The organism is Streptomyces sp. NPDC051662 (assembly GCF_040681655.1).
Classification (GTDB): Bacteria; Actinomycetota; Actinomycetes; order Streptomycetales; family Streptomycetaceae; genus Streptomyces.
In genome coordinates this window covers 223,056-241,763 of record NZ_JBFAZD010000009.1, presented here as the reverse complement: position 1 = coordinate 241,763, position 18,708 = coordinate 223,056, and the positions used below count along the sequence as shown (strand labels likewise).

Sequence of the window (18,708 nt, the reverse complement as noted above, 5' to 3'; positions counted from 1 at the left end):
GCCGGGACCGGCCCTGGCTTCAGAGGATCACACGAAGATCCCCGTTACGATTTGGACCTTTTGCGTTGAACGTACGATGCTGGGGGTTCTGGGTCCGCCCGGACACCCCTTTCTGGAGCCCCCACCCTGTACGGAGCCTCTTCATGCCCCACGCCCCCGAAGGCGCGATAGAGACCCGCGGTCTGGAACCCGTCCCCGATGACGAGCGCACCGGCCATGCCCGCCAACTCTTCCCCACCTGGGTGGCCGCGAACATCAGCGTGCTGCTGCTCACGATCGGCGCGGGTCTGATCGTCTTCAACGGTCTGAACTTCTGGCAGGTGCTGACCGTCGCCGTCGCGGCGCCCGTCGTGTCGTACGGCATCGTGGGGCTGGTCTCCCTCGCCGGGAAGCGCGGCGGCTCCCCGGGTATGGCGCTCTCCCGGGCTGTCTTCGGCCAGCGGGGGAATCTCTTCCCCGGGGCGCTGATCTGGGTCGCCCGCTGGGGCTGGGAGACGATCAACGCGGTCACCGGCGCCTATGCCGTGCTGACGGTTCTCGACTTGCTCTTCGGCGTCAAGCGCAACACTCCGCTGATCGTGATCACACTGCTGCTCTTCGTGGCCTGCACCTTCCTGGTCTCGGGCCTCGGTATCAGCGCGCTGCGGGTGTGCAGCACCTGGTCGACGTATCTCTTCGGTGCCTTCAGCGTGCTGGTGCTGGTGTATCTGGTGGCGCACACGGACTGGTCGTCGGTCTTCGACCAGCCGGCGGGGTCGACGGCGATGATGGTCGCCGGGATCGGGACCCTCGCGGCGGGCGGGATCAGCTGGGTGCCCTCGGGCCCGGACTTCACGCGCTATCTGCCCCGGTCCGCCTCCGGCCGGTCGATGGTCGGCTGGACCATCGGCGGCGCGGGGATCGTGGTGCTGCCGATGGTGCTGATGGGCGCGGTGATGGCGGTCGGCACCCCGGATCTCGCCACGGCGAAGGACCCGGTGTCGTTCATCGGCGAGCTGCTGCCCGCCTGGATCGCGGTGCCGTATCTACTGATCGCGCTGGTCGGGATGTTGCTGATCAACTCGATGTCGATGTATTCGGCGGGCTTCACCGCGCAGACCCTGGGCATCAAGGTGCCGCGCGCCTGGGCGGTCAGTGTGAACGCGGTGATCAGTCTGGTCCTCGGCTTCCTGCTGATGGTGGTGGCCACCAGCTTCATCGGCTCGTTCATCTCGTTCCTGACGCTGCTCGCGGTGGCGTTCTCGGCGTGGATCGGCGTCTTCGGCGTGGACATGCTGCGGCGGCGTACGTACGACGGCGCGGCGCTGATGGACACCACGCGGACCAGCGCCTACTGGTACCGGGGCGGCTTCGCGTGGTCGGCGACGGCCGCCTGGGGTGCGGCGCTGGTGCTGGGGCTGCTGTTCACCGAGGTGGACTGGTTCTCGGGCCCGTTCGCCGACACCTGGCCCGGTGAGAACGGTCTGGGCTGGGTCATCACGATCGTCGTGGCGGCGGCTCTCTACGCGGTCCTGCCGCGCGAACGGGCCCAGGTCCCGGCGGCCTGCGCGCGGCCCGCGGAGGAGAAGCTGCCCGTCTGAGGGACAGCCCTCAGCCCATCTCTTCGAGCGACTTGCCCTTCGTCTCCTTCACGAACAGCAGCACGAAGGGGATGGAGAGCACGGCGAAGCAGGTGTAGATGATGTACGTGCCCGAGAGGTTCCACTCGGCGAGGCTCGGAAAGCTCGCGGTGATGACCCAGTTGGCGATCCACTGCGCCGAGGCCGCCACCCCGAGCGCGGCGGCGCGGATCCTGTTCGGGAACATCTCGCCGAGGAAGACCCAGACGACGACGCCCCAGGACAGCGCGAAGAAGAGCACGAACACATGGGCCGCGATCAGGGCGACCGTCCCCTGCGTGTTCGGCAGTTCGCCGTTCACCAGGGGCGCGGAGAACGCCCACGCCTCGAAGGCGAGCGCGACGGCCATCCCCGCCGAGCCGACGAGCGCGAGGGGCTTGCGGCCGACCCTGTCCACCAGGACCATCGCGATCACGGTGCCGATGATGTTCACGATCGACGTGGTGAACGAGTAGAAGAACGAGCTCGACGGGTTGATACCGACCGACTGCCAGAGCGTCGCCGAGTAGTAGAAGGCGACATTGATGCCGACGAGCTGCTGGAACATCGACAGTCCGATGCCGACCCACACGATGGGCAGGAAGGAGAAGCGGCTGCCCTTCAGGTCCTTGAAGGTCGACTTGTGCTCGCGGCGCATGGCGTGGTCGATCTCGGCGACCCGGGCGTCCAGATCGACATCCTTGTTCTCGACCTCCGCGAGCACCTTCTTGGCGTGGTCCACCCGGCCCACGGAGATCAGATAGCGCGGTGACTCGGGGATCGCGAGGGTGAGCAGACCGTACAGAAGCGCCGGGACGACCATCACTCCGAGCATCCACTGCCACGCCTCCAGCCCCAGCAGCTTGCCGCGCTGCTCGCCGTCGGCGAGCTGGAGGATGCCGAAGTTCACCAGCTGGGAGATGGCGATACCGACGACGATCGCGGCCTGCTGGAAGGAGCCGAGCCGGCCCCGGTAGGCGGGCGGGGAGACCTCGGCGATGTACGCGGGGCCGATCACCGACGCCATGCCGATGGCGAAGCCGCCGATGATCCGCCAGACCGCCAGATCGTAGATGTCGAACGGCAGCGCGGAGCCGACGGCGCTGACGGTGAAGAGGGCGGCGGAGATCCGCATACAGCGGATCCGGCCGATCCGGTCGGCGATCCGGCCCGCCGTGGCGGCACCGATCGCACAGCCGATCAGGGCGATGGCGATGACCTGTGCGAGGGCCGCCGCGCCGATGTCGTATCTGCTCCTGATGGCTTCGACGGCGCCGTTGATCACCGAGCTGTCGTAGCCGAAGAGGAAGCCGCCCATCGCTGCCGCGGCCGTGATGAAGATGACATGGCCGAGGTGTTCCGGCGGGGCCGCGTGGCCTCCGGACGGCGGTACCCGCGCTGTGCTGGTCACATGTGCTCCTGGTGCCGCCCGGCTGCCATCGCCGGACGTGGGGTGGGCGAGCCCTTCCAGTGGGTCACAGCTCATCCCCGGCCACCACTTGTACGCGTGCTGTACGCGGGCCCGACGCGAGCCGGAGATGACGCGGGGCGGAAGGTGACGCGAGCCGGCGGTGATACGGGGTCAGCGCAGCCGCTGGCTGATGACCTTGGAGACCCCGTCGCCCTGCATGGAGACCCCGTACAGCGCGTCGGCGACCTCCATCGTCCGCTTCTGATGCGTGATCACGATCAGCTGGGAGCTCTCCTGGAGCTCCTGCATGATGCGGATCAGCCGCTGGAGATTGGTGTCGTCGAGCGCCGCCTCGACCTCGTCCATCACATAGAACGGGCTCGGCCGCGCCTTGAAGATCGACACCAGCAGCGCCACCGCCGTCAGGGACCGCTCGCCGCCGGAGAGCAGCGACAGCCGCTTGACCTTCTTGCCCGGCGGCCTGGCCTCCACGTCCACCCCCGTGGTGAGCATGTTCTCGGGGTCGGTGAGGATGAGCCGTCCCTCGCCGCCCGGGAAGAGCCGTGAGAAGACCCCCTCGAACTGTTCCGCCGTGTCCCGGTACGCCTCGGTGAAGACCTGCTCGACGCGTTCGTCGACCTCCTTCACCACGAGCAGCAGATCCGCCCGGGTCTTCTTCAGGTCTTCGAGCTGCTCGGAGAGGAACTTGTGGCGTTCCTCCAGCGCCGCGAACTCCTCCAGGGCGAGCGGATTCACCTTCCCGAGCTGCTGATGCGCCCGTTCGGCCGCCTTGAGCCGCTTCTCCTGCTCGGCTCGCACGTACGGCTTCGGCTGGTTGCGCGGATCCGCCGGGTCCTCGGGCAGTTCCTCGCCCTCCGCGGGCGGGGACGGCGGTACGAGCTGATCGGGGCCGTACTCGGAGATCAGCCCGGCCGGCTCAACGCCCAGCTCCTCCAGGGCCTTGGCCTCCAGTTGCTCGATCCGCATCCGCTTCTCGGCGCCCATGACCTCACCGCGGTGCACGGAGTCGGTGAGCTTGTCCAGCTCGGCCTTGAGGTCGCGGCCCTGGTTGCGCTCGGCGGCCAGCTCCCGTTCCCGTTCGGCCTTGGCCGCCTCGGCGGCGACGCGCTCGGCCTCGGCCCGTACGACCGACACCTCCACATGCGCCAGCAGCTGCCGGGCGCCGGCCGCGACGGCCCCGGCCACCTGGGCCTCGTGGCGCAGTCGCGCACGGCGCTGTTCCGCGCGCGCCCGCGCCTCGCGCTCGGCACGCGCTCCCCGGTCGAGCGCGTCGGCCCGGCCCGCGAGCCCCTTCACCCGCTCCTCATGGGTACGGACCTGGAGCCTGGCCTCCATCTCGGTCTGCCTGGCGTTGGCTCCGTCGGCGGCGAGCCGGTCCCGTACGGAGGTGTCCGGCTCCTCCTGGACCGGGGCCTCCTCCGCGACCAGCAGCCGTTCCGCGAGTTCCTCCGCCTCGGCGGTGGCGCGCTCCAGCGCCTCCTGGGCCCTGCCCGCGGCCGCGGTCGTACGCTCGGCCTCGCCCGCGGCCGCGCGGGCCTGTCCGGAGAGCCGTCCCAGCTGCCCGGACACGGCGGACTTCTCCCGGTCGGCGGCCCGGCGCCGCTCCCCGAGCTCCTCGACCAGCGCGGCGCACTCGGCCCGCCGCTCGGTGGCGCGGCGCTGCGCCCCGGCCAGTTCCTCGCACCGTACGGCCAGCTCCGCGAGGTCGGCGGCGGCCTCGTCGACGGAGGCCTGTACCTCCAGCAGGCTCGGCGCGCCCGCCGAGCCGCCCTGCGCGAAGTGCGCGCTGAGCACATCTCCCTCGGCGGTCACGGCGGTGAGCGCGGGCCGCGCGGCGATGAGATCCTCGGCGTCCTCCAGCGTCCCGACGACCACCGTGTCGTGTACGAGCCGCCGTATGGCGCCCAGCAGCTCGGCGGGTCCGCTCACCAGGTCGATGACATACGGCACGGCGCCCGCGGAGACCGCGGTACGTACGGAACGGCCGGCGGCGTCCGTACCGCGTCCCTCCGCCGCCGTCTGGCCGGGCACGCCGGGGCCCGTCCCGGAGCCGGTCGGCGGACCTGGCCCGTCCTCCCCGGGAGGGCCGGCCGGCAGCAGGGCTGCCCGGCCCGCGTCCTGTTTGCGCAGCAGCCGGATGGCCTCGGCCGCCGCCGTCGGATCGGCGACGGCGATCGCGTCCGCGGCGGCGCCGAGCGCCGCGGCCACCGGGATCTCGTACCCGGGGGTGACGGTGAGCAGTTCGGCGGCAGGACCGAGCAGGCCGGAGAGGCTCTCGCGGGACGCGAGCAGCGCGCCGGTGCCGTCCTTGCGGCGCAGGCCGAGGGCGAGCGCTTCATGGCGGGCCGCGAGGGCCGCCCGTTCGCGTTCCGCCGTGGTGGCGGCCTCGCGCGCCGCCGTCAGCTCGGCCTCCGCCGCGGACAGGGCGCCGCGGGCGCTGTCGTACCGCTCGCCCAGTTCATGGTCCTCGGCGTCCAGCCCGTCCACCTCGGCCTTGAGCTGTTCGTACTCCTCCTGGGCGGCCACGGCGCGCTCGCGCGCCTCGTCACGGGACGCGGCGAGGCGGCCGATCTCCGCCTGGGCCGACGCCGCCCGGCCACGGGCGGCGTTGACCTGGCCATGCAGCCTGGCGAGGCCCTCGCGGCGGTCGGCGATCGCGCGGGCGGCGTCCTTGAGCCGGCGTTCCTCCGCCGCCAGTTGCCGTTCCAGCTCGGCGCGGTGCGCGACGGTGTCCTCGCGGGCGTGCTCGGCCGCCTCCAGCGCGGCCTCCAGCTCCGCCTCCTGCTCCCGGATCCGGGCGGCCTCGCGCTCCATGTCCTCGGGGTCGCGGCCACGCCGCTCGTCCGTGGGGGCCGCGGTCGCGCTCTTCACCCGCGCGTCGGCCAGCGAGACCGTGCCCCGTACCCGCTCGGCCAGCTGGGACAGTTCGTACCAGGTCTGCTGGGCCCGCTGGAGGCGCGGCGCCAGCCGCCGTACCTCGTCCTCCAGCTCGGCTTCCCTGGTCAGCGCGGCCTTGAGCCTGGCCTCGGTGGATTCCTTGCGCTGCTTCAGTTCGGCCTCGTCGGCGATCTCCGAACGGAGCGCGTCGCGCAGCCTCACCAGATCGTCGGCGAGCAGCCGCAGCCGCGCGTCACGCAGATCCGCCTGTATGACGGCGGCCCGCCGGGCGACCGCCGCCTGCCGTCCGAGGGGTTTGAGCTGGCGGCGCAGCTCGTCGGTGAGGTCCTGGACGCGGGCCAGGTTCGCCTGCATCGAGTCCAGCTTCCGCAGCGCCTTCTCTTTGCGCTTGCGGTGTTTGAGTACTCCGGCGGCCTCTTCGATGAACGCCCTGCGTCCCATGGGGTCGGCGTGCAGAACGGAGTCGAGCTGGCCCTGGCCGACGATGACATGCATCTCGCGGCCGATACCGCTGTCGGACAGCAGTTCCTGGATATCGAGAAGGCGGCAGGTGTCGCCGTTGAGCTGGTATTCGCTGCCGCCGTTGCGGAACATGATCCGCGTAATGGTGACTTCCGCGTAGTCGATGGGCAGCGCGCCGTCGGTGTTGTCGATGGTCAGGGAGACCTCCGCGCGGCCGAGCGGCGGGCGCCCGGTCGTCCCGGCGAAGATCACATCCTCCATCTTGCCGCCGCGCAGCGACTTCGCCCCCTGCTCCCCCATGACCCAGGAGAGCGCGTCCACGACATTGGACTTTCCCGAGCCGTTCGGACCCACCACACAGGTGATCCCCGGCTCGAAGCGCAGCGTCGTGGCGGAGGCGAAGGATTTGAACCCGCGCAGGGTCATGGCCTTGAGATGCACGCCGCCGGACTCTACCCGGCTCCGATCGTCCCTCGCCGGTTTCACCGCCGAACGTGCAGGGCACATCAGACGTTAAGAAAGGCGTGGCAGCGCCAACAATGCTTCGTACAGCGGAAGATGGAAAGAAAGAAGGGACGCCGAAGCGTCCCTTGCATATCTTGCGAGAGTGTTTCTCACCCGACCCCGAGGGGGGCTGTTGTCAGGTGAGCGCCGGCTCCGCCTGGGGTACATCGATGTCGATGCCATTGAGCAGCGACTCTCCGGGGTGCTGTGCGACGGCGGCGTTCAACACGTCGTTCTCGGACTGGATCCGTACGAGTTCGGATTCGAGGTCCTGGACGCGCTGCTGGAGCCGTCGCATCTCGGCGAGGAGTCGCGGGTCGGAACCGCCGACATAACCGAGAAGCGCCTTTGCCATGATGAATGGTCCTCCACACTGAGTGACCGACCGGATGCGGTGTGGGTCGTGAGGGAAATCGCACCCGCGGTGCTTGGCAGTGCTTGTTCATCACTGCGGTTCTTACTGCCAAACAGCTAAGGTGCGCGGGGATTCCAGACTCTCACCAAAAAGTTTGACGGTCAACACGATCACAGCCCGTGCCGACGGGCGGCCCGGTGGCGGGCGCCCGCGAGGGGTGCGGCCCCGGTTCGGTCACGGGGCCCCTGGGGCGTGGAGATCATCGTTGTCCGGGCAGCCTGGCACGACTGACGGTTCTTGGCAACCACCAGGTCACCGCGGACTTGCGCATGTGCCGTCGGCATCCGCGAGCCTCCCGGCGCCGCCCGGGACGGCGCGATCTCAGCGGATCGCGAAGGTCTCGTAGCCCCCGCGGGGGGTGTCCCAGATCTCAGTGACTCCGTCCACACGCCCGGGTGTGTCGGCGGAGCGCAGCCATTCCAGCAGACGGTGGCAATTCTCACGTGGCCCCTCGGCGACGACCTGCACCCTGCCGTCGTCCAGATTGAGGGCGAATCCGGTGAGGCCGCCGATCTCCAGAGCGTTTGCCCTGGTGAACCAGCGGAACCCCACTCCTTGCACTCTTCCGCGTACCCAGGCCGTTACTCGAACGTCTTCTTTCATGCACGCAAGCTAACCGGCCAATTGCCTCGGGCACCCGGCGCCCCCGCGGACCATGCCGTACAGTCCCGTCGCAATAGCCTCACTCGTTCGGGTGAGATCTGGACACGTTGCCGTCGAGAGCATGAGGAAGGCACATGGGACGCCACCGCCGCTCAGCCGCCGCCCCGCCCGTCGAGGACCACGTGGACGGTGCGCGCCGGAAGAGGCGGATCGCCACCCCTGTACGTACCGGCCTGCTGGGCGCCTCCGCCGCCATGGCGGTCGGAGCCGTGGCCGTCGCCTCGGGCCTGCTGCCCGGCGGCGGGGACCACTTCACGGTCGGCGGCAGCGCCAACGGCGGACAGATACGTACCGAGGGCGCTCCGGAGCTTCAGCAGCAGGGCGGCTCGTCCGGCGAGCCGACGCGGGAGACCTCGGTCTCGCCGAGCCGTGGCGCCGAGCGGACCCAGTCGCCGTCGGCGTCCGCGTCACCCACTCCGCGCAAGCCGTCCGTCACTCCTTCGAAGGACGCTTCGTCGTCGTCTCCGACCGCCGAGCGGTCGGAGAAGACGACGAAGCCCGCCGCCGCCCCACCGCGGCCGAAGGCCGAGATACCGACCCGCTCCAGCGAGGCCCCGGCGCCCGAGCAGACCACCGAGCGCGCCGTGGAGGCGCCCGCGGCCCCCGGCTCCAGTTCCTCCGAGGCGGCCGTGCTCTCCCTGGTCAACAAGGAGCGCGCGAAGGTGGGGTGCAGCCCGGTGCGGGCCGATGCCTCGCTCGGCAGGCTGGCGCAGGACTTCAGCGACGACATGGCGGAGCGCGGGTTCTTCGACCACACGGACCCGGACGGCAAGACGCCCTGGGACCGCGCCGACAGGGCGGGCGTCAAGGGTCTGGGCGGCGAGAACATAGCCAGGGGGCAGGCCACCGCTCAGTCCGTGATGGACTCGTGGATGAACAGCGAGGGCCATCGCGCGAACATACTGAACTGCGATTACACCCGGCTGGGTGTCGGTGTCCACACCGGCTCCGGCGGCCCGTGGTGGACGCAGGACTTCGGCTTCTGAGCCAGGCCGCCCTGACAGAGGCCCGGCCACCCCCGGGAAAGCTCACTAACCATACGAAAGCGCCACCTGTCGGGTGGCGCTTTCGGTTGTAAAGTCGCGGCCATGGACGCCTTCGATGTCTTCTCCCGGCAGTGCCCCTCGCGCACCACACTGGAGCATGTGATGGGCCGCTGGGGCGGTCTGACGCTCACCGCCCTGTACGAGAGCCGCCTCCGCTTCAACGAACTGCGGCGGCGCGTCGACGGCGTGAGCGAGAAAATGCTCTCCCAGACCCTTCAGGCGCTGGAGCGGGACGGTCTGGTGCTGCGCGAGGCGCGGCCGGTCAATCCGCCGTGGGTGGATTACGAGCTGACCGCGCTGGGCCGGGAGGTCGCCGAGCGGCTGCTCGGGCTGATCAAGCTGGTGGAGGGGCGGATGCCCGAGGTGATCTCGGCGCGGGAGCGTTACGACACGACGCGCGGAACCCTCTGACAGCGCGGACAGAAGTAGCTCGACCGGTTCATCCAGGGCCGTCGGCGGATCGGTGTCCCACAGCGCCGGCACGGCTCGTCCTCGCGTCCGTACGCGTCCAGCGACCGGTCGAAGTACCCCGACTCACCGTTCACATTGACGTACAGGCTGTCGAAACTGGTGCCGCCGACATCGAGGGCCGCGTTCATCACGTCCCGTACATGACCGAGGAGTTCCGTGGCGCGCGGCCTGGGCAGGGTGGCCGTGGGGCGTTCGTAGTGGAGGCGACCGCGCCACAGCGCCTCGTCGGCGTAGATATTGCCGACGCCGCTGATCAGCGACTGGTCGAGCAGGGCGCGCTTGACCGTCGTACGGCGCAGCTTCAGCGCGGTGAGGAAGGCCGCGTCGTCGAAGGCCGGGTCCAGCGGATCCCTGGCGATATGCGCGATGACATCGGGCAGTCCGTCGGGGGTGTTCTCATGCAGCGAGAGCCCGCCGAAGGTGCGCTGGTCGACGAAGCGCAGTTCGGTTCCGAGGGTGTCGGCGAAGCGGATCCGGATGCGCAGATGCTTCTCGTCGGGCGCGCTCTCCGGCTGGACCAGCAGCTGGCCGCTCATGCCGAGATGGCCGAGGATCGAGGCGTCCGTGTCGGCGAGGGGCAGCCACAGGTATTTGCCGCGCCGGCGTGCCGTACCGATGGTGTGCCCCTTGAGCTGGGCCGCGAAGTCCGCGCCTCCGGCGGTGTGCCGCCGTACCGCGCGCGGATGCAGCACCTCGGTCTCGGCGACGGTCCGGCCGCTGACCCAGCGTTCGAGTCCACGCCGGACGACTTCGACCTCGGGCAGCTCGGGCACGGGACGCTCCTGGGGGTGAAGGGAACCGGAACGGGTGCGCCCCTCATGCCGTACGACGACGCGAGGGGCGCACCCGGAAGGAGGGAGCACGGACGCTCAGGCGTTGGCGGTGTCCGCGGGAGTCTGCTCCGAGGGAGCTGAAGAGGTGTCGGCGGCCTCTTCAGACGTGGCGTCGACAGACGTGCTGTCCTCGGCCTTGGCGTCGACGCCGTCCTTCACGTCGACGTCGGAGTCGGCGTCGGTCTTCCCCGCCGCCTCGCGTTCGTCCGCCGCGGTCCGGATGGACCGCCAGGCGGACTCCGCCGCCTGCTGCTCCGCTTCCTTCTTGCTGCGGCCGGTGCCGGTGCCGTACGAGACACCACCGACGCGGGCGGCAGCGGTGAAGGTCTTCTCGTGGTCCGGGCCCGTTTCCGTGACGAGATACTCGGGAACACCGAGACTCTCCGCCGCGGTCAGCTCCTGGAGACTGGTCTTCCAGTCCAGGCCGGCCCCGAGATTCGAGGACTTCTCGATCAGCGGGTCGAAGAGCCGGTGCACCAGCTCGGACGCCGCGTCGAGGCCCTTGTCGAGATAGACAGCGCCGATCACCGCTTCAAGGGTGTCGGCGAGGATGGACGCCTTGTCCCGGCCGCCCGTGCCCTCTTCGCCCCGGCCGAGCCGGATGAAGGAGCCGAGTTCGAGGCCGCGGCCCACTTCCGCAAGCGCACGCGAGTTGACCACCGCGGCCCGCAATTTGGCCAACTGGCCTTCAGGCAGATCGGGGTGGGTGCGGTACAGCGTGTCCGTGACCACCAGTCCGAGCACCGAATCCCCGAGGAATTCGAGCCGCTCGTTGGTGGGCAGACCGCCGTTCTCGTACGCGTACGAACGATGGGTCAGCGCACGCACCAGAAGGGCGGTCTCGAGCTGATACCCGAGCCGCCCTTCCAGAAGCGTGTGGGACGAGGCTGTGCTGACATTGTCTGTCTGCTTCTTGGCATGGGACAGTTCAGACATTGAGCCTCTCACCAGCCGCTCAGACCTCGAGGACCTGGCGCTTGTTATAGGTGCCGCAGCTCGGGCACGCGATGTGCTGCAGCTTCGGCTCCTGGCAACGCTCGCACGAAACCAGGGTGGGGACCGCAGCCTTCCACTGCGACCGGCGGTGGCGCGTGTTGCTGCGCGACATCTTCCGCTTCGGAACAGCCACGGCTACTTCTCCTGCTTCTCGTCGACGCCCGCTTCGGCGCCGCCCATGTTGTCCTTCTCGCCGTCCTTGACGGTCTCGGCGAGTCCCTGCAGTGCCGCCCAACGGATGTCGACGGCGTCGTGGTGGTGGTCCGGGTTCTCGTCCAGCCTGATCCCACATGTGGAACACAGACCGGCACAGGTCTCCCGGCACACCGGCTGCATCGGCAGTGCGAGTACCACCGCGTCACGCAGCACCGGTTCGAGGTCGAACAGGCCATCTTCGATGAAGAGTCTGTCGTCGTCCTCGCTGTACTCGGCGTCAGCGGCCGGCTCCGCACGGGTGCGGCCCCGGTCATCGGCGTCGTGGTACGAGAACATCTCCTGGAAGTCCGCCGCCACTTCCTGGCTGAGCGGCTCCAGACACCTTACGCACTCCCCCTCGGCCACCGCACGGGCGGTGCCCGTGATGAGCACCCCCTCCATGACGGATTCGAGACGGAGGGCCAGCTCGACGGGCGCGCCCTCGGGCGCCCCGATCACCCCCGCGATACCGAAGTCCTTGGGGGCGGGTACCGAGCGGGTCAGCTTCTGGAGCGCACCAGGACGCCGCCCCAGCTCGTGTGTGTCGAACACGAGGGGGTCGCGGTGGTCGAGGCGCGCGTTCAGGGCTTTTCCCGCTTTCGGATCGATGGGGGGCCGCCACCGTCGCGAGAGCGAGCGGGCGGCATGGGCCGCGGACATACACGCGGCCGAAGAGCCAGGGTACTGGACCGGCCGCCGTAGGCCCAATCCGGCCCCTCGGGGGCGGCCGGACCGGGCGGCCGAACCGGCGGCCGGAGGGGCCGGTGGTCTCAGCGTCCTTGCTCGTACCGGCGCAGCTGCTCGATGTCGATCATGCTGGTGTCGAAGAGGCTGGTCTCGTCGAGGGTGCTGCGGGGCTCCTGGGCCGGGGGCAGCGCGTGCTGCTGGGGCTGGACCTCGGGCTGCTGCTGCCAGCCGTAGTTCGGGTCGTACCCCTGCGGCTGGCCGTGGCTCTGGTCCTGGGCGTGGCTCTGGTCCTGGCCGTATCCCTGCTGCTGGTACGCGTACGGGTCCTGCTGGTAGCCGTACGCGTCCTGCTGCTGGTAGCCGCCGTAGCCCGTCTCCGCGGCGTACGCGGGGTCGTGGTAGCCGGCCTCGGCGTACTGGGGCACCGGCTGGGCCTGGGGCGGCGTCTGCGGGTACGCGGGCTCGGCGTAGGGCTGCTGGGCCGGTACCGGGGGCTGCCGCGCCGCCACGGGCTCCTGGGCGCCTTCCCGGGGGCTCCCCGCGAGGTCCGCCAGATAGTCCGCGTCGCTGGTGCGCCCCTGCGGGCCCGCCGCGTCCTGGGCGGCCATGTGCGCGCCGAGATCGTCCGAGTCGGTACGGCCGTGGAGTTTCTGCCTGCCGCGGCCGACCGCTTCGAGGGTCTTGGACAGAACGGCCTCGAAGGCGCCGAACTTGGTGTCGATGTACTCGTCGGCCCGCCGGATCAGGGTGCCGGGGTCGTCGCTGTACTCGGGGGCATCGTCGTCGTCACCGCCGGCCGCGCGGCCGAGCAGCTTCTCACGGCCCCGGTCGACGGAGCCGATGGTCTTGGTGAGGACGACCTCGAAGTTGGCGAGCTTGGAGTCGACGTAGTCGTCGGCCTCGGCGCGGATCTCCTCGGCGTCCCTGCGGGCCTCCGCGAGGATGCGGTCGGCCTCCTCCTGGGACTGCCGGGCGACCGCGGTGTCGGAGATCAGCCCGGAGCGCTGGGCGTGCGCCGCCTCGATGATGCGCTCCGCCTCCTGGCGGGCCTGCTCGGCCAGCTGCTCCCGGCCGCCGATCAGCTCCTGGGCCTGGGCCAGCGAGCCCGGGAGCGCTTCCCGTACCTCTTCCAGCATGGCGAGCAGCTCGGCGCGGTTCACCACGCAGGACGCCGACATGGGCATGGAGCGGGCGCTGCCCACCGTGTCGACGATCTCGTCGAGCTTCTTCTGTACGTCCACCGTGTGCTCGCCACTCTCTCAGCTGGTTTGGAGACGGACGCAACGACTGTACGGCCAGTTCGAGCCCGTCCGACACCGAATGACGGGCCGTCAGTTCCTCAGCGCTCGCCGAGGCGCGCGATCAGGGCCGAGTGGACGGCCGCGGGCAGCAGGTGGGAGACGTCTCCGCCCCAGGTCGCGACCTCTTTGACCAGGGAGGAGGAGAGGAAGCTGTAGGTGGGGTTGGTGGGGACGAACAGCGTCTCGACCCCGGAGAGTCCGTTGTTCATCTGGGCCATCTGCAGCTCGTAGTCGAAGTCGCTGACGGCGCGCAGCCCCTTGACGATGGCGGGGATGTCGCGCTGCTTGCAGAAGTCGACGAGCAGCCCGTGGAAGGCCTCGACCTCCACATTGCCGAACTCGGCGGTGACCTCACGGATCAGATCGATCCGTTCCTCGATCGTGAACAGCCCCTTCTTGGACTGGTTGATCATTACCGCGACATGTACGACGTCGTACAGCTTGGAGGCGCGGGCGATGATGTCGAGATGTCCATTGGTGATGGGGTCGAAGGACCCCGGACAGACGGCGCGGCGCAACGTGATTCCCTCGCTCTCCGGTCCGGTCATGGTGCGTCTTCACTCGTAGAGGCGGCGCGACCGTACCAAAGCGTCCCCTCGCCGTAACGACGGGACCGCAATGGCTCGAAACCCTCCGGCCAGTCGAACTCCCCACCCCTGGTGCTGCGTTCCACGGTGGCGACGGCGGCGGCGCTGAGCCACCCCCTTGTGCGGAGTGTGAGGAGTATCTCCCGAAGATCGTCGTCGGTGACGGCGTACGGCGGATCGAGGAAGACCAGGTCGTAGGGGGTGTCGGGGACCTGTCCCGTGATGATCTGTTCCGCTTTGCCGGTACGGACCTCCGCGCCGGGAAGCCCGAGCGCCGCGACGTTCGCACGGACGGTCCGGGCGGCGCGGCTGTCCGCCTCGACGAGCAGCGCGTGCGCGGCGCCGCGGGAGAGCGCCTCCAGACCCACGGCGCCGGATCCCGCGTACAGATCGGCGATCCGGATGCCGTCGAGGGTGCCGAGGAGCGATTCCCAGCTGGAGAAGAGGCCCTCACGCGCCCGGTCGGAGGTGGGGCGGGTGCCGGTGCCTGGCGGTACGGCGAGACGGCGTCCGCCGGCGGCACCGGCGATCACGCGGGTCATGGGAGTCGGGTCCTCGGTTCGATGGCGTCGTGGGCGGTGGTCGGGTACGGGTGGGCGCGGGGCTCGGATTATGGCTCTGCCCCCACGATATGGCGTACGCCCCGAGCGGGCCCGGCCCGGTGCGGCATGGCCGGGTCCCGCGGGGTCAGCCCTTGTCGAGGTACTGCTCGCGTTCGGTGTCCAGCAGGGCGTCCAGCGCCGTACGCAGCTCCGGGGAGCCGGTCAGCTCCGGGTCCTCGGCGACCACCGCGGCGGCCTCCTCCCGGGCGGCGGCGATGATCTCCTCGTCCTCGATGACCGCGAGCATCCGCAGCGAGGAGCGCACCCCGGACTGGGCCTGGCCGAGGACATCGCCCTCACGGCGCTGTTCGAGGTCGATACGGGACAGCTCGAAGCCGTCGAGCGTGGCGGCGACCGCGCCGAGCCGGGCCCTGGCCGGGCTCGCCTCGGGCATGTCCGTGACCAGCAGACAGAGGCCGGGGGCCGAGCCGCGGCCGACGCGTCCGCGCAGCTGGTGCAGCTGGGAGACGCCGAACCGGTCCGCGTCCATGATCACCATGGCGGTGGCGTTGGGGACGTTCACCCCGACCTCGATGACCGTGGTCGCGACGAGCACGTCCACCTCGCCCGCGGCGAAGCGGCGCATCACGGCGTCCTTGTCGTCCGGCTGCATCCGGCCGTGCAGGATCTCGACGCGCAGCCCCTGGAGCGGTCCCTGGGTGAGCTGCCCGGCGACCTCCACGACCGCGAGCGGGGGCCGCTTCTCGGCCTCGTCCTCCTTGGACGGCTTGGTCTTCCCCTTCGCCTTGTCGTCCTCCTCGTCGCCGCCGATCCGGGGGCAGACGACATACGCCTGATGTCCCTTTCCGACCTCCTCCCGCACCCGTTCCCAGGCGCGGGCGAGGAAGTGCGGCTTGTCCTGGGCCGGCACCACATGGCTGGCGATCGGCGAGCGGCCCGCCGGGAGCTGGTCGAGGACGGAGGTCTCCAGATCGCCGAAGACGGTCATCGCGACCGTACGGGGAATGGGCGTGGCCGTCATGACCAGCAGATGCGGGGGCTGTTTGCCCTTGGAGCGGAGCGCGTCGCGCTGCTCCACACCGAAACGGTGCTGCTCGTCCACCACGACCAGTCCGAGGTCGTGGAACCGCACCTTGTCCTCGATCAGCGCGTGCGTACCGATCACGATCCCGGCCTCGCCGGTGACCAGATCGAGCAGCGCCTGACGCCGCGCGGCCATGCCCATCGAGCCGGTGAGCAGGACGACCTTGGTGCCGTGCTCGGCCCCGCCAAGCATTCCTCCCTGGGCCAGCTCGCCCATCATCTCCGTGATCGATCGGTGGTGCTGCTGGGCGAGCACTTCCGTGGGCGCCAGCATGGCGGCCTGACCGCCCGCGTCGACGACCGCGAGCATCGCCCGGAGCGCGACCAGCGTCTTGCCCGAGCCGACCTCGCCCTGGAGCAGCCGGTGCATGGGGTGTTCGGTGCCGAGGTCCGCGAAGATCTCGCCGGTGACCTTCCGCTGGCCGTCGGTGAGGGTGAAGGGCAGATCGGCGTCGAAGGCGTCCAGCAGCCCGTCGGGCACGGGCCTGCGGGCCACGGCGGGCAGCTGCGCGTCCGCGTACCGCCGCCGGGCCAGCGCGACCTGGAGGACGAACGCCTCGTCCCACTTCAGCCGCTGTCTGGCGGATTCGATGTCGGCCCGGGTCTCGGGCCGGTGAACCTTGAGCAGCGCCTCGGGCAGGGAGGAGAATCCACGGCCGTCGCGCAGCGCGGGCGGCAGCGGATCGACGGCCTCCGCGGCTCTGGGCAGGACCGCGTCGACCGCTTTGGTGATCTTCCAGGACTCCAGCCCCTTGCAGGCGGGATAGATCGGGATCAGCTTGCCCGCGAAGGCGTCCACGGCCTGCGCGGTGTCCTCCGTGGACCCGTCGTCGTCGGTGGCCCTGCCCAGCGGCACATAGGTGGGGTGCGCGAGCTGGAGCTTGCGGTTGAAGACGGAGACCTTGCCCGCGAACATCCCGCGGCTGCCCGGCGGGAGCTCCTTGTGCGGCTTGTGGATTCCCCTGCCGAAGAAGACCAGTTGGAGCCGGCCGCTGCCGTCGGTGAGGGTGATCTCCAGACGCTGGCCCCGGCCGTGGTTGAACGTCAGGATCCGGGAGTCGGCGACCTGCGCGACCACCGTGACGTCCTCGTCCAGCGGCAGCTCGGCCAGCTTGGTGAGCTGGCCGCGCTCCTCGTACCGCCTCGGGTAGTGATGCAGCAGATCGCCGACCGTGTGCAGGTCGAGGTGTTCGGCCATCACCTTCGCGGTGGCGGGGCCGAGCGTCTTCTTGAGGGATTCATCCAGCGCGGACACGCGATCCATTGCACACCACGCCACTGACAGGCTGCTACTCCACGCCGATGAGCAGCGGAACGGACTGCCGGCCGCCCCGGTAGACCACGGTGTCGACGGCCAGATGGCCGTCCCGTACGTAGATCTCCAGGCGGTCGGCGAGCGCGTCGGGCACCTCGTCGCCGAGTACCAGCGTCACCAGTTCGCCGCCGGCCGCCAGCATCCGGGAGAGCACCGCCTCGGCGGTGGCGGTGAGATCGGCGCCGATCACCGCCACGTCCCCGTCGATCAGGCCGAGGACGTCCCCGGCCTGGCAGATACCCGCCATGGTCCAGGACTGCCGTTCGGCGACGGCCAGTTCGGCGTAGCGGGTGGCGCCGGCCGCGGTGGTCATGGCGACCACGTCCTCGTCGAAGCGGCGGTCCGGCTGGTGGACGGCGAGCGCCGCGATGCCCTGGACGGCGGCCCTGGTCGGGATGAGGGCGACCCGTACGCCCTCGGTACGGGCCTGTTCGGCGGCAGCGGCGGCGGTGTGCCGCAGCGCCGCGTCGTTCGGCAGGAGCACCACCTCGCGCGCGTGGGCCCGCCGGATCGCCTCGACCAGCTCCCCGCTGGCGGGCGGCTCCCCGGGGCGCGCGAGCACGGTCGTCGCGCCGGCTTCGGCGCACAGCCCCGCGAGCCCCTCTCCCGGGACCACCGCGACGACGGCCCGCTGGACCCGCTCGGGCGGCTCCTCGGCGGCGGCGCCGAAGTGGGTGATACGGATGCGGTACGGGCGTCCCGCCTCGACCCCGGCCTCCACGGCGGCGCCCGCGTCGTCGACATGGACGTGTACGTTCCACAGCCCGTCGCCGCCGACGACGACCAGGGAGTCCCCCAGCCCGTCGAGCCTGCCCCGGAGCCGGGCCACGGCGCGGTCGTCCGCCTCCAGCAGATAGATCACCTCGAAGGCGGGTCCGCCCCCGGGGCCGCAGGACTCGATCGACGACTCGACCGCGGCCGGGTCCTCGTACCGGCGGTGGCGCATCGGGAAGGCGGCCGGTGTCTCGCCCGTGAGGGACCGCACCAGGGCGCCGAGGACGGCGAGCAGCCCGCGCCCGCCGGCGTCGACGACTCCCGCGCGTCCGAGCACGGGCAGCTGGTCGGGGGTGGCCGCGAGCGCGGCGCGAGCGCCCGCGTACGCCGCGCGTACGGTGGCGCCCACGTCCGCCGCACCACCCCGTTCCGCCGCCTCCGCCGCCTCCGCCGCGGCGGAGGCCACGCTGAGGATCGTGCCCTCGACGGGGTGCGCGACGGCCTCGCGGGCCAGCCCGGCGGCCCGCCGCAGCGCCGGTGCGAGCCGCGCTCCGCCGGCCCCCTCGGGATCCGTCGGCGCCGGGTCCGCCAGCACCTCCGCCATCCCGCGCAGCAGCTGCGCCAGGATCGTCCCGGAATTCCCCCGGGCACCGAGCAGCGCGCCATGCGCCATGGCCCGTACGGCATCGGCGGGCGCGGGCACGGACGCACCGGTCTCATGGGCCGCGAAGACGGCCTCGACCGCCTGCGCCGCGGACTCCACGGTCAGATAGAGATTGGTGCCGGTGTCACCGTCCGCGACCGGATAGACATTGATCGCGTCGATCTCCTCGCGCTCCCGGCCCAGGGCCTCCAGCGCCAGCGAGCACCAGCTCCGTACCGCTGCTGCGTCGAGGGTCTGCGGCACCTGAGGGTCCTCCTTGAGCGGCCTGGATGCGGGCTGCA

General features: G+C 70.6%; 16 protein-coding genes. 3 read left to right on the top strand and 13 right to left on the bottom strand.

The features are described 5' to 3' along the window. Positions 1–143 precede the first annotated feature (143 nt). Positions 144–1,580: a cytosine permease gene (locus AB0M67_RS17655; protein ID WP_365746286.1), complete on the top strand. Its 1,437-nt coding sequence runs from the start codon at positions 144–146 to the stop codon at positions 1,578–1,580. A gap of 10 nt (positions 1,581–1,590) precedes the next feature. Here the strand turns inward: AB0M67_RS17655 and AB0M67_RS17650 are convergent, their stop codons facing one another. The 4 genes from AB0M67_RS17650 to AB0M67_RS17635 form a co-directional block, all read right to left on the bottom strand. After that, a complete protein-coding gene (locus AB0M67_RS17650; protein WP_365746285.1) occupies positions 1,591–3,009 on the bottom strand; it encodes a sugar porter family MFS transporter in 1,419 nt (472 codons plus the stop codon). A 171-nt stretch (positions 3,010–3,180) separates the two neighbouring features. Continuing rightward, on the bottom strand, positions 3,181–6,831 hold the full coding sequence (locus AB0M67_RS17645) for an AAA family ATPase (protein WP_365746283.1): 3,651 nt from the start codon (positions 6,829–6,831) through the stop codon (positions 3,181–3,183). A gap of 199 nt (positions 6,832–7,030) precedes the next feature. Beyond that, positions 7,031–7,249, bottom strand: a complete 219-nt coding sequence (locus AB0M67_RS17640) for a hypothetical protein (protein ID WP_030351764.1) — start codon at positions 7,247–7,249, stop codon at positions 7,031–7,033. A gap of 381 nt (positions 7,250–7,630) precedes the next feature. After that, positions 7,631–7,912 (bottom strand): acylphosphatase, encoded by a 282-nt coding sequence (locus tag AB0M67_RS17635; protein WP_365746281.1) that lies wholly within the window; start codon positions 7,910–7,912, stop codon positions 7,631–7,633. A gap of 134 nt (positions 7,913–8,046) precedes the next feature. Here AB0M67_RS17635 and AB0M67_RS17630 point away from each other — a divergent pair, with 134 nt between their 5' ends. Together AB0M67_RS17630 and AB0M67_RS17625 are read left to right on the top strand one after the other, a co-directional pair. After that, positions 8,047–8,958 carry a CAP domain-containing protein gene (locus AB0M67_RS17630; RefSeq protein WP_365746279.1) on the top strand — a complete coding sequence of 304 codons (912 nt, stop codon included), beginning with the start codon at positions 8,047–8,049 and terminating at the stop codon, positions 8,956–8,958. Positions 8,959–9,060: 102 nt separating this feature from the next. Then, a complete protein-coding gene (locus AB0M67_RS17625; protein WP_365746277.1) occupies positions 9,061–9,429 on the top strand; it encodes a helix-turn-helix domain-containing protein in 369 nt (122 codons plus the stop codon). Here AB0M67_RS17625 and mutM read toward each other — a convergent pair. The 9 genes from mutM to AB0M67_RS17580 form a co-directional block, all read right to left on the bottom strand. Further along, positions 9,402–10,262: a bifunctional DNA-formamidopyrimidine glycosylase/DNA-(apurinic or apyrimidinic site) lyase gene (gene mutM, locus AB0M67_RS17620; RefSeq protein ID WP_365746275.1), complete on the bottom strand. Its 861-nt coding sequence runs from the start codon at positions 10,260–10,262 to the stop codon at positions 9,402–9,404. The genes AB0M67_RS17625 and mutM overlap by 28 nt on opposite strands. Before the next feature lie 96 nt (positions 10,263–10,358). Beyond that, positions 10,359–11,258 carry a ribonuclease III gene (rnc, locus tag AB0M67_RS17615; RefSeq protein ID WP_365746273.1) on the bottom strand — a complete coding sequence of 300 codons (900 nt, stop codon included), beginning with the start codon at positions 11,256–11,258 and terminating at the stop codon, positions 10,359–10,361. A 19-nt stretch (positions 11,259–11,277) separates the two neighbouring features. Beyond that, positions 11,278–11,451 carry a 50S ribosomal protein L32 gene (rpmF, locus tag AB0M67_RS17610; RefSeq protein ID WP_003965982.1) on the bottom strand — a complete coding sequence of 58 codons (174 nt, stop codon included), beginning with the start codon at positions 11,449–11,451 and terminating at the stop codon, positions 11,278–11,280. A 2-nt stretch (positions 11,452–11,453) separates the two neighbouring features. Then, a complete protein-coding gene (locus AB0M67_RS17605) occupies positions 11,454–12,122 on the bottom strand; it encodes a DUF177 domain-containing protein (protein ID WP_365746409.1) in 669 nt (222 codons plus the stop codon). 161 nt (positions 12,123–12,283) lie between these two features. Further along, positions 12,284–13,441, bottom strand: a complete 1,158-nt coding sequence (locus tag AB0M67_RS17600; RefSeq protein WP_365746271.1) for a cell division initiation protein — start codon at positions 13,439–13,441, stop codon at positions 12,284–12,286. A 98-nt stretch (positions 13,442–13,539) separates the two neighbouring features. Then, a complete protein-coding gene (gene coaD, locus AB0M67_RS17595) occupies positions 13,540–14,019 on the bottom strand; it encodes a pantetheine-phosphate adenylyltransferase (protein WP_365746407.1) in 480 nt (159 codons plus the stop codon). A 26-nt stretch (positions 14,020–14,045) separates the two neighbouring features. Next, entirely contained in the window at positions 14,046–14,630 is a 585-nt protein-coding gene (rsmD, locus tag AB0M67_RS17590) for a 16S rRNA (guanine(966)-N(2))-methyltransferase RsmD (RefSeq protein ID WP_365746269.1), read from the bottom strand. A 145-nt stretch (positions 14,631–14,775) separates the two neighbouring features. Next, positions 14,776–16,998, bottom strand: a complete 2,223-nt coding sequence (gene recG / locus AB0M67_RS17585) for an ATP-dependent DNA helicase RecG (protein ID WP_365746267.1) — start codon at positions 16,996–16,998, stop codon at positions 14,776–14,778. Between the two features lie 25 nt (positions 16,999–17,023). Then, positions 17,024–18,670 (bottom strand): DAK2 domain-containing protein, encoded by a 1,647-nt coding sequence (locus AB0M67_RS17580; protein ID WP_365746266.1) that lies wholly within the window; start codon positions 18,668–18,670, stop codon positions 17,024–17,026. Positions 18,671–18,708 lie beyond the last annotated feature (38 nt).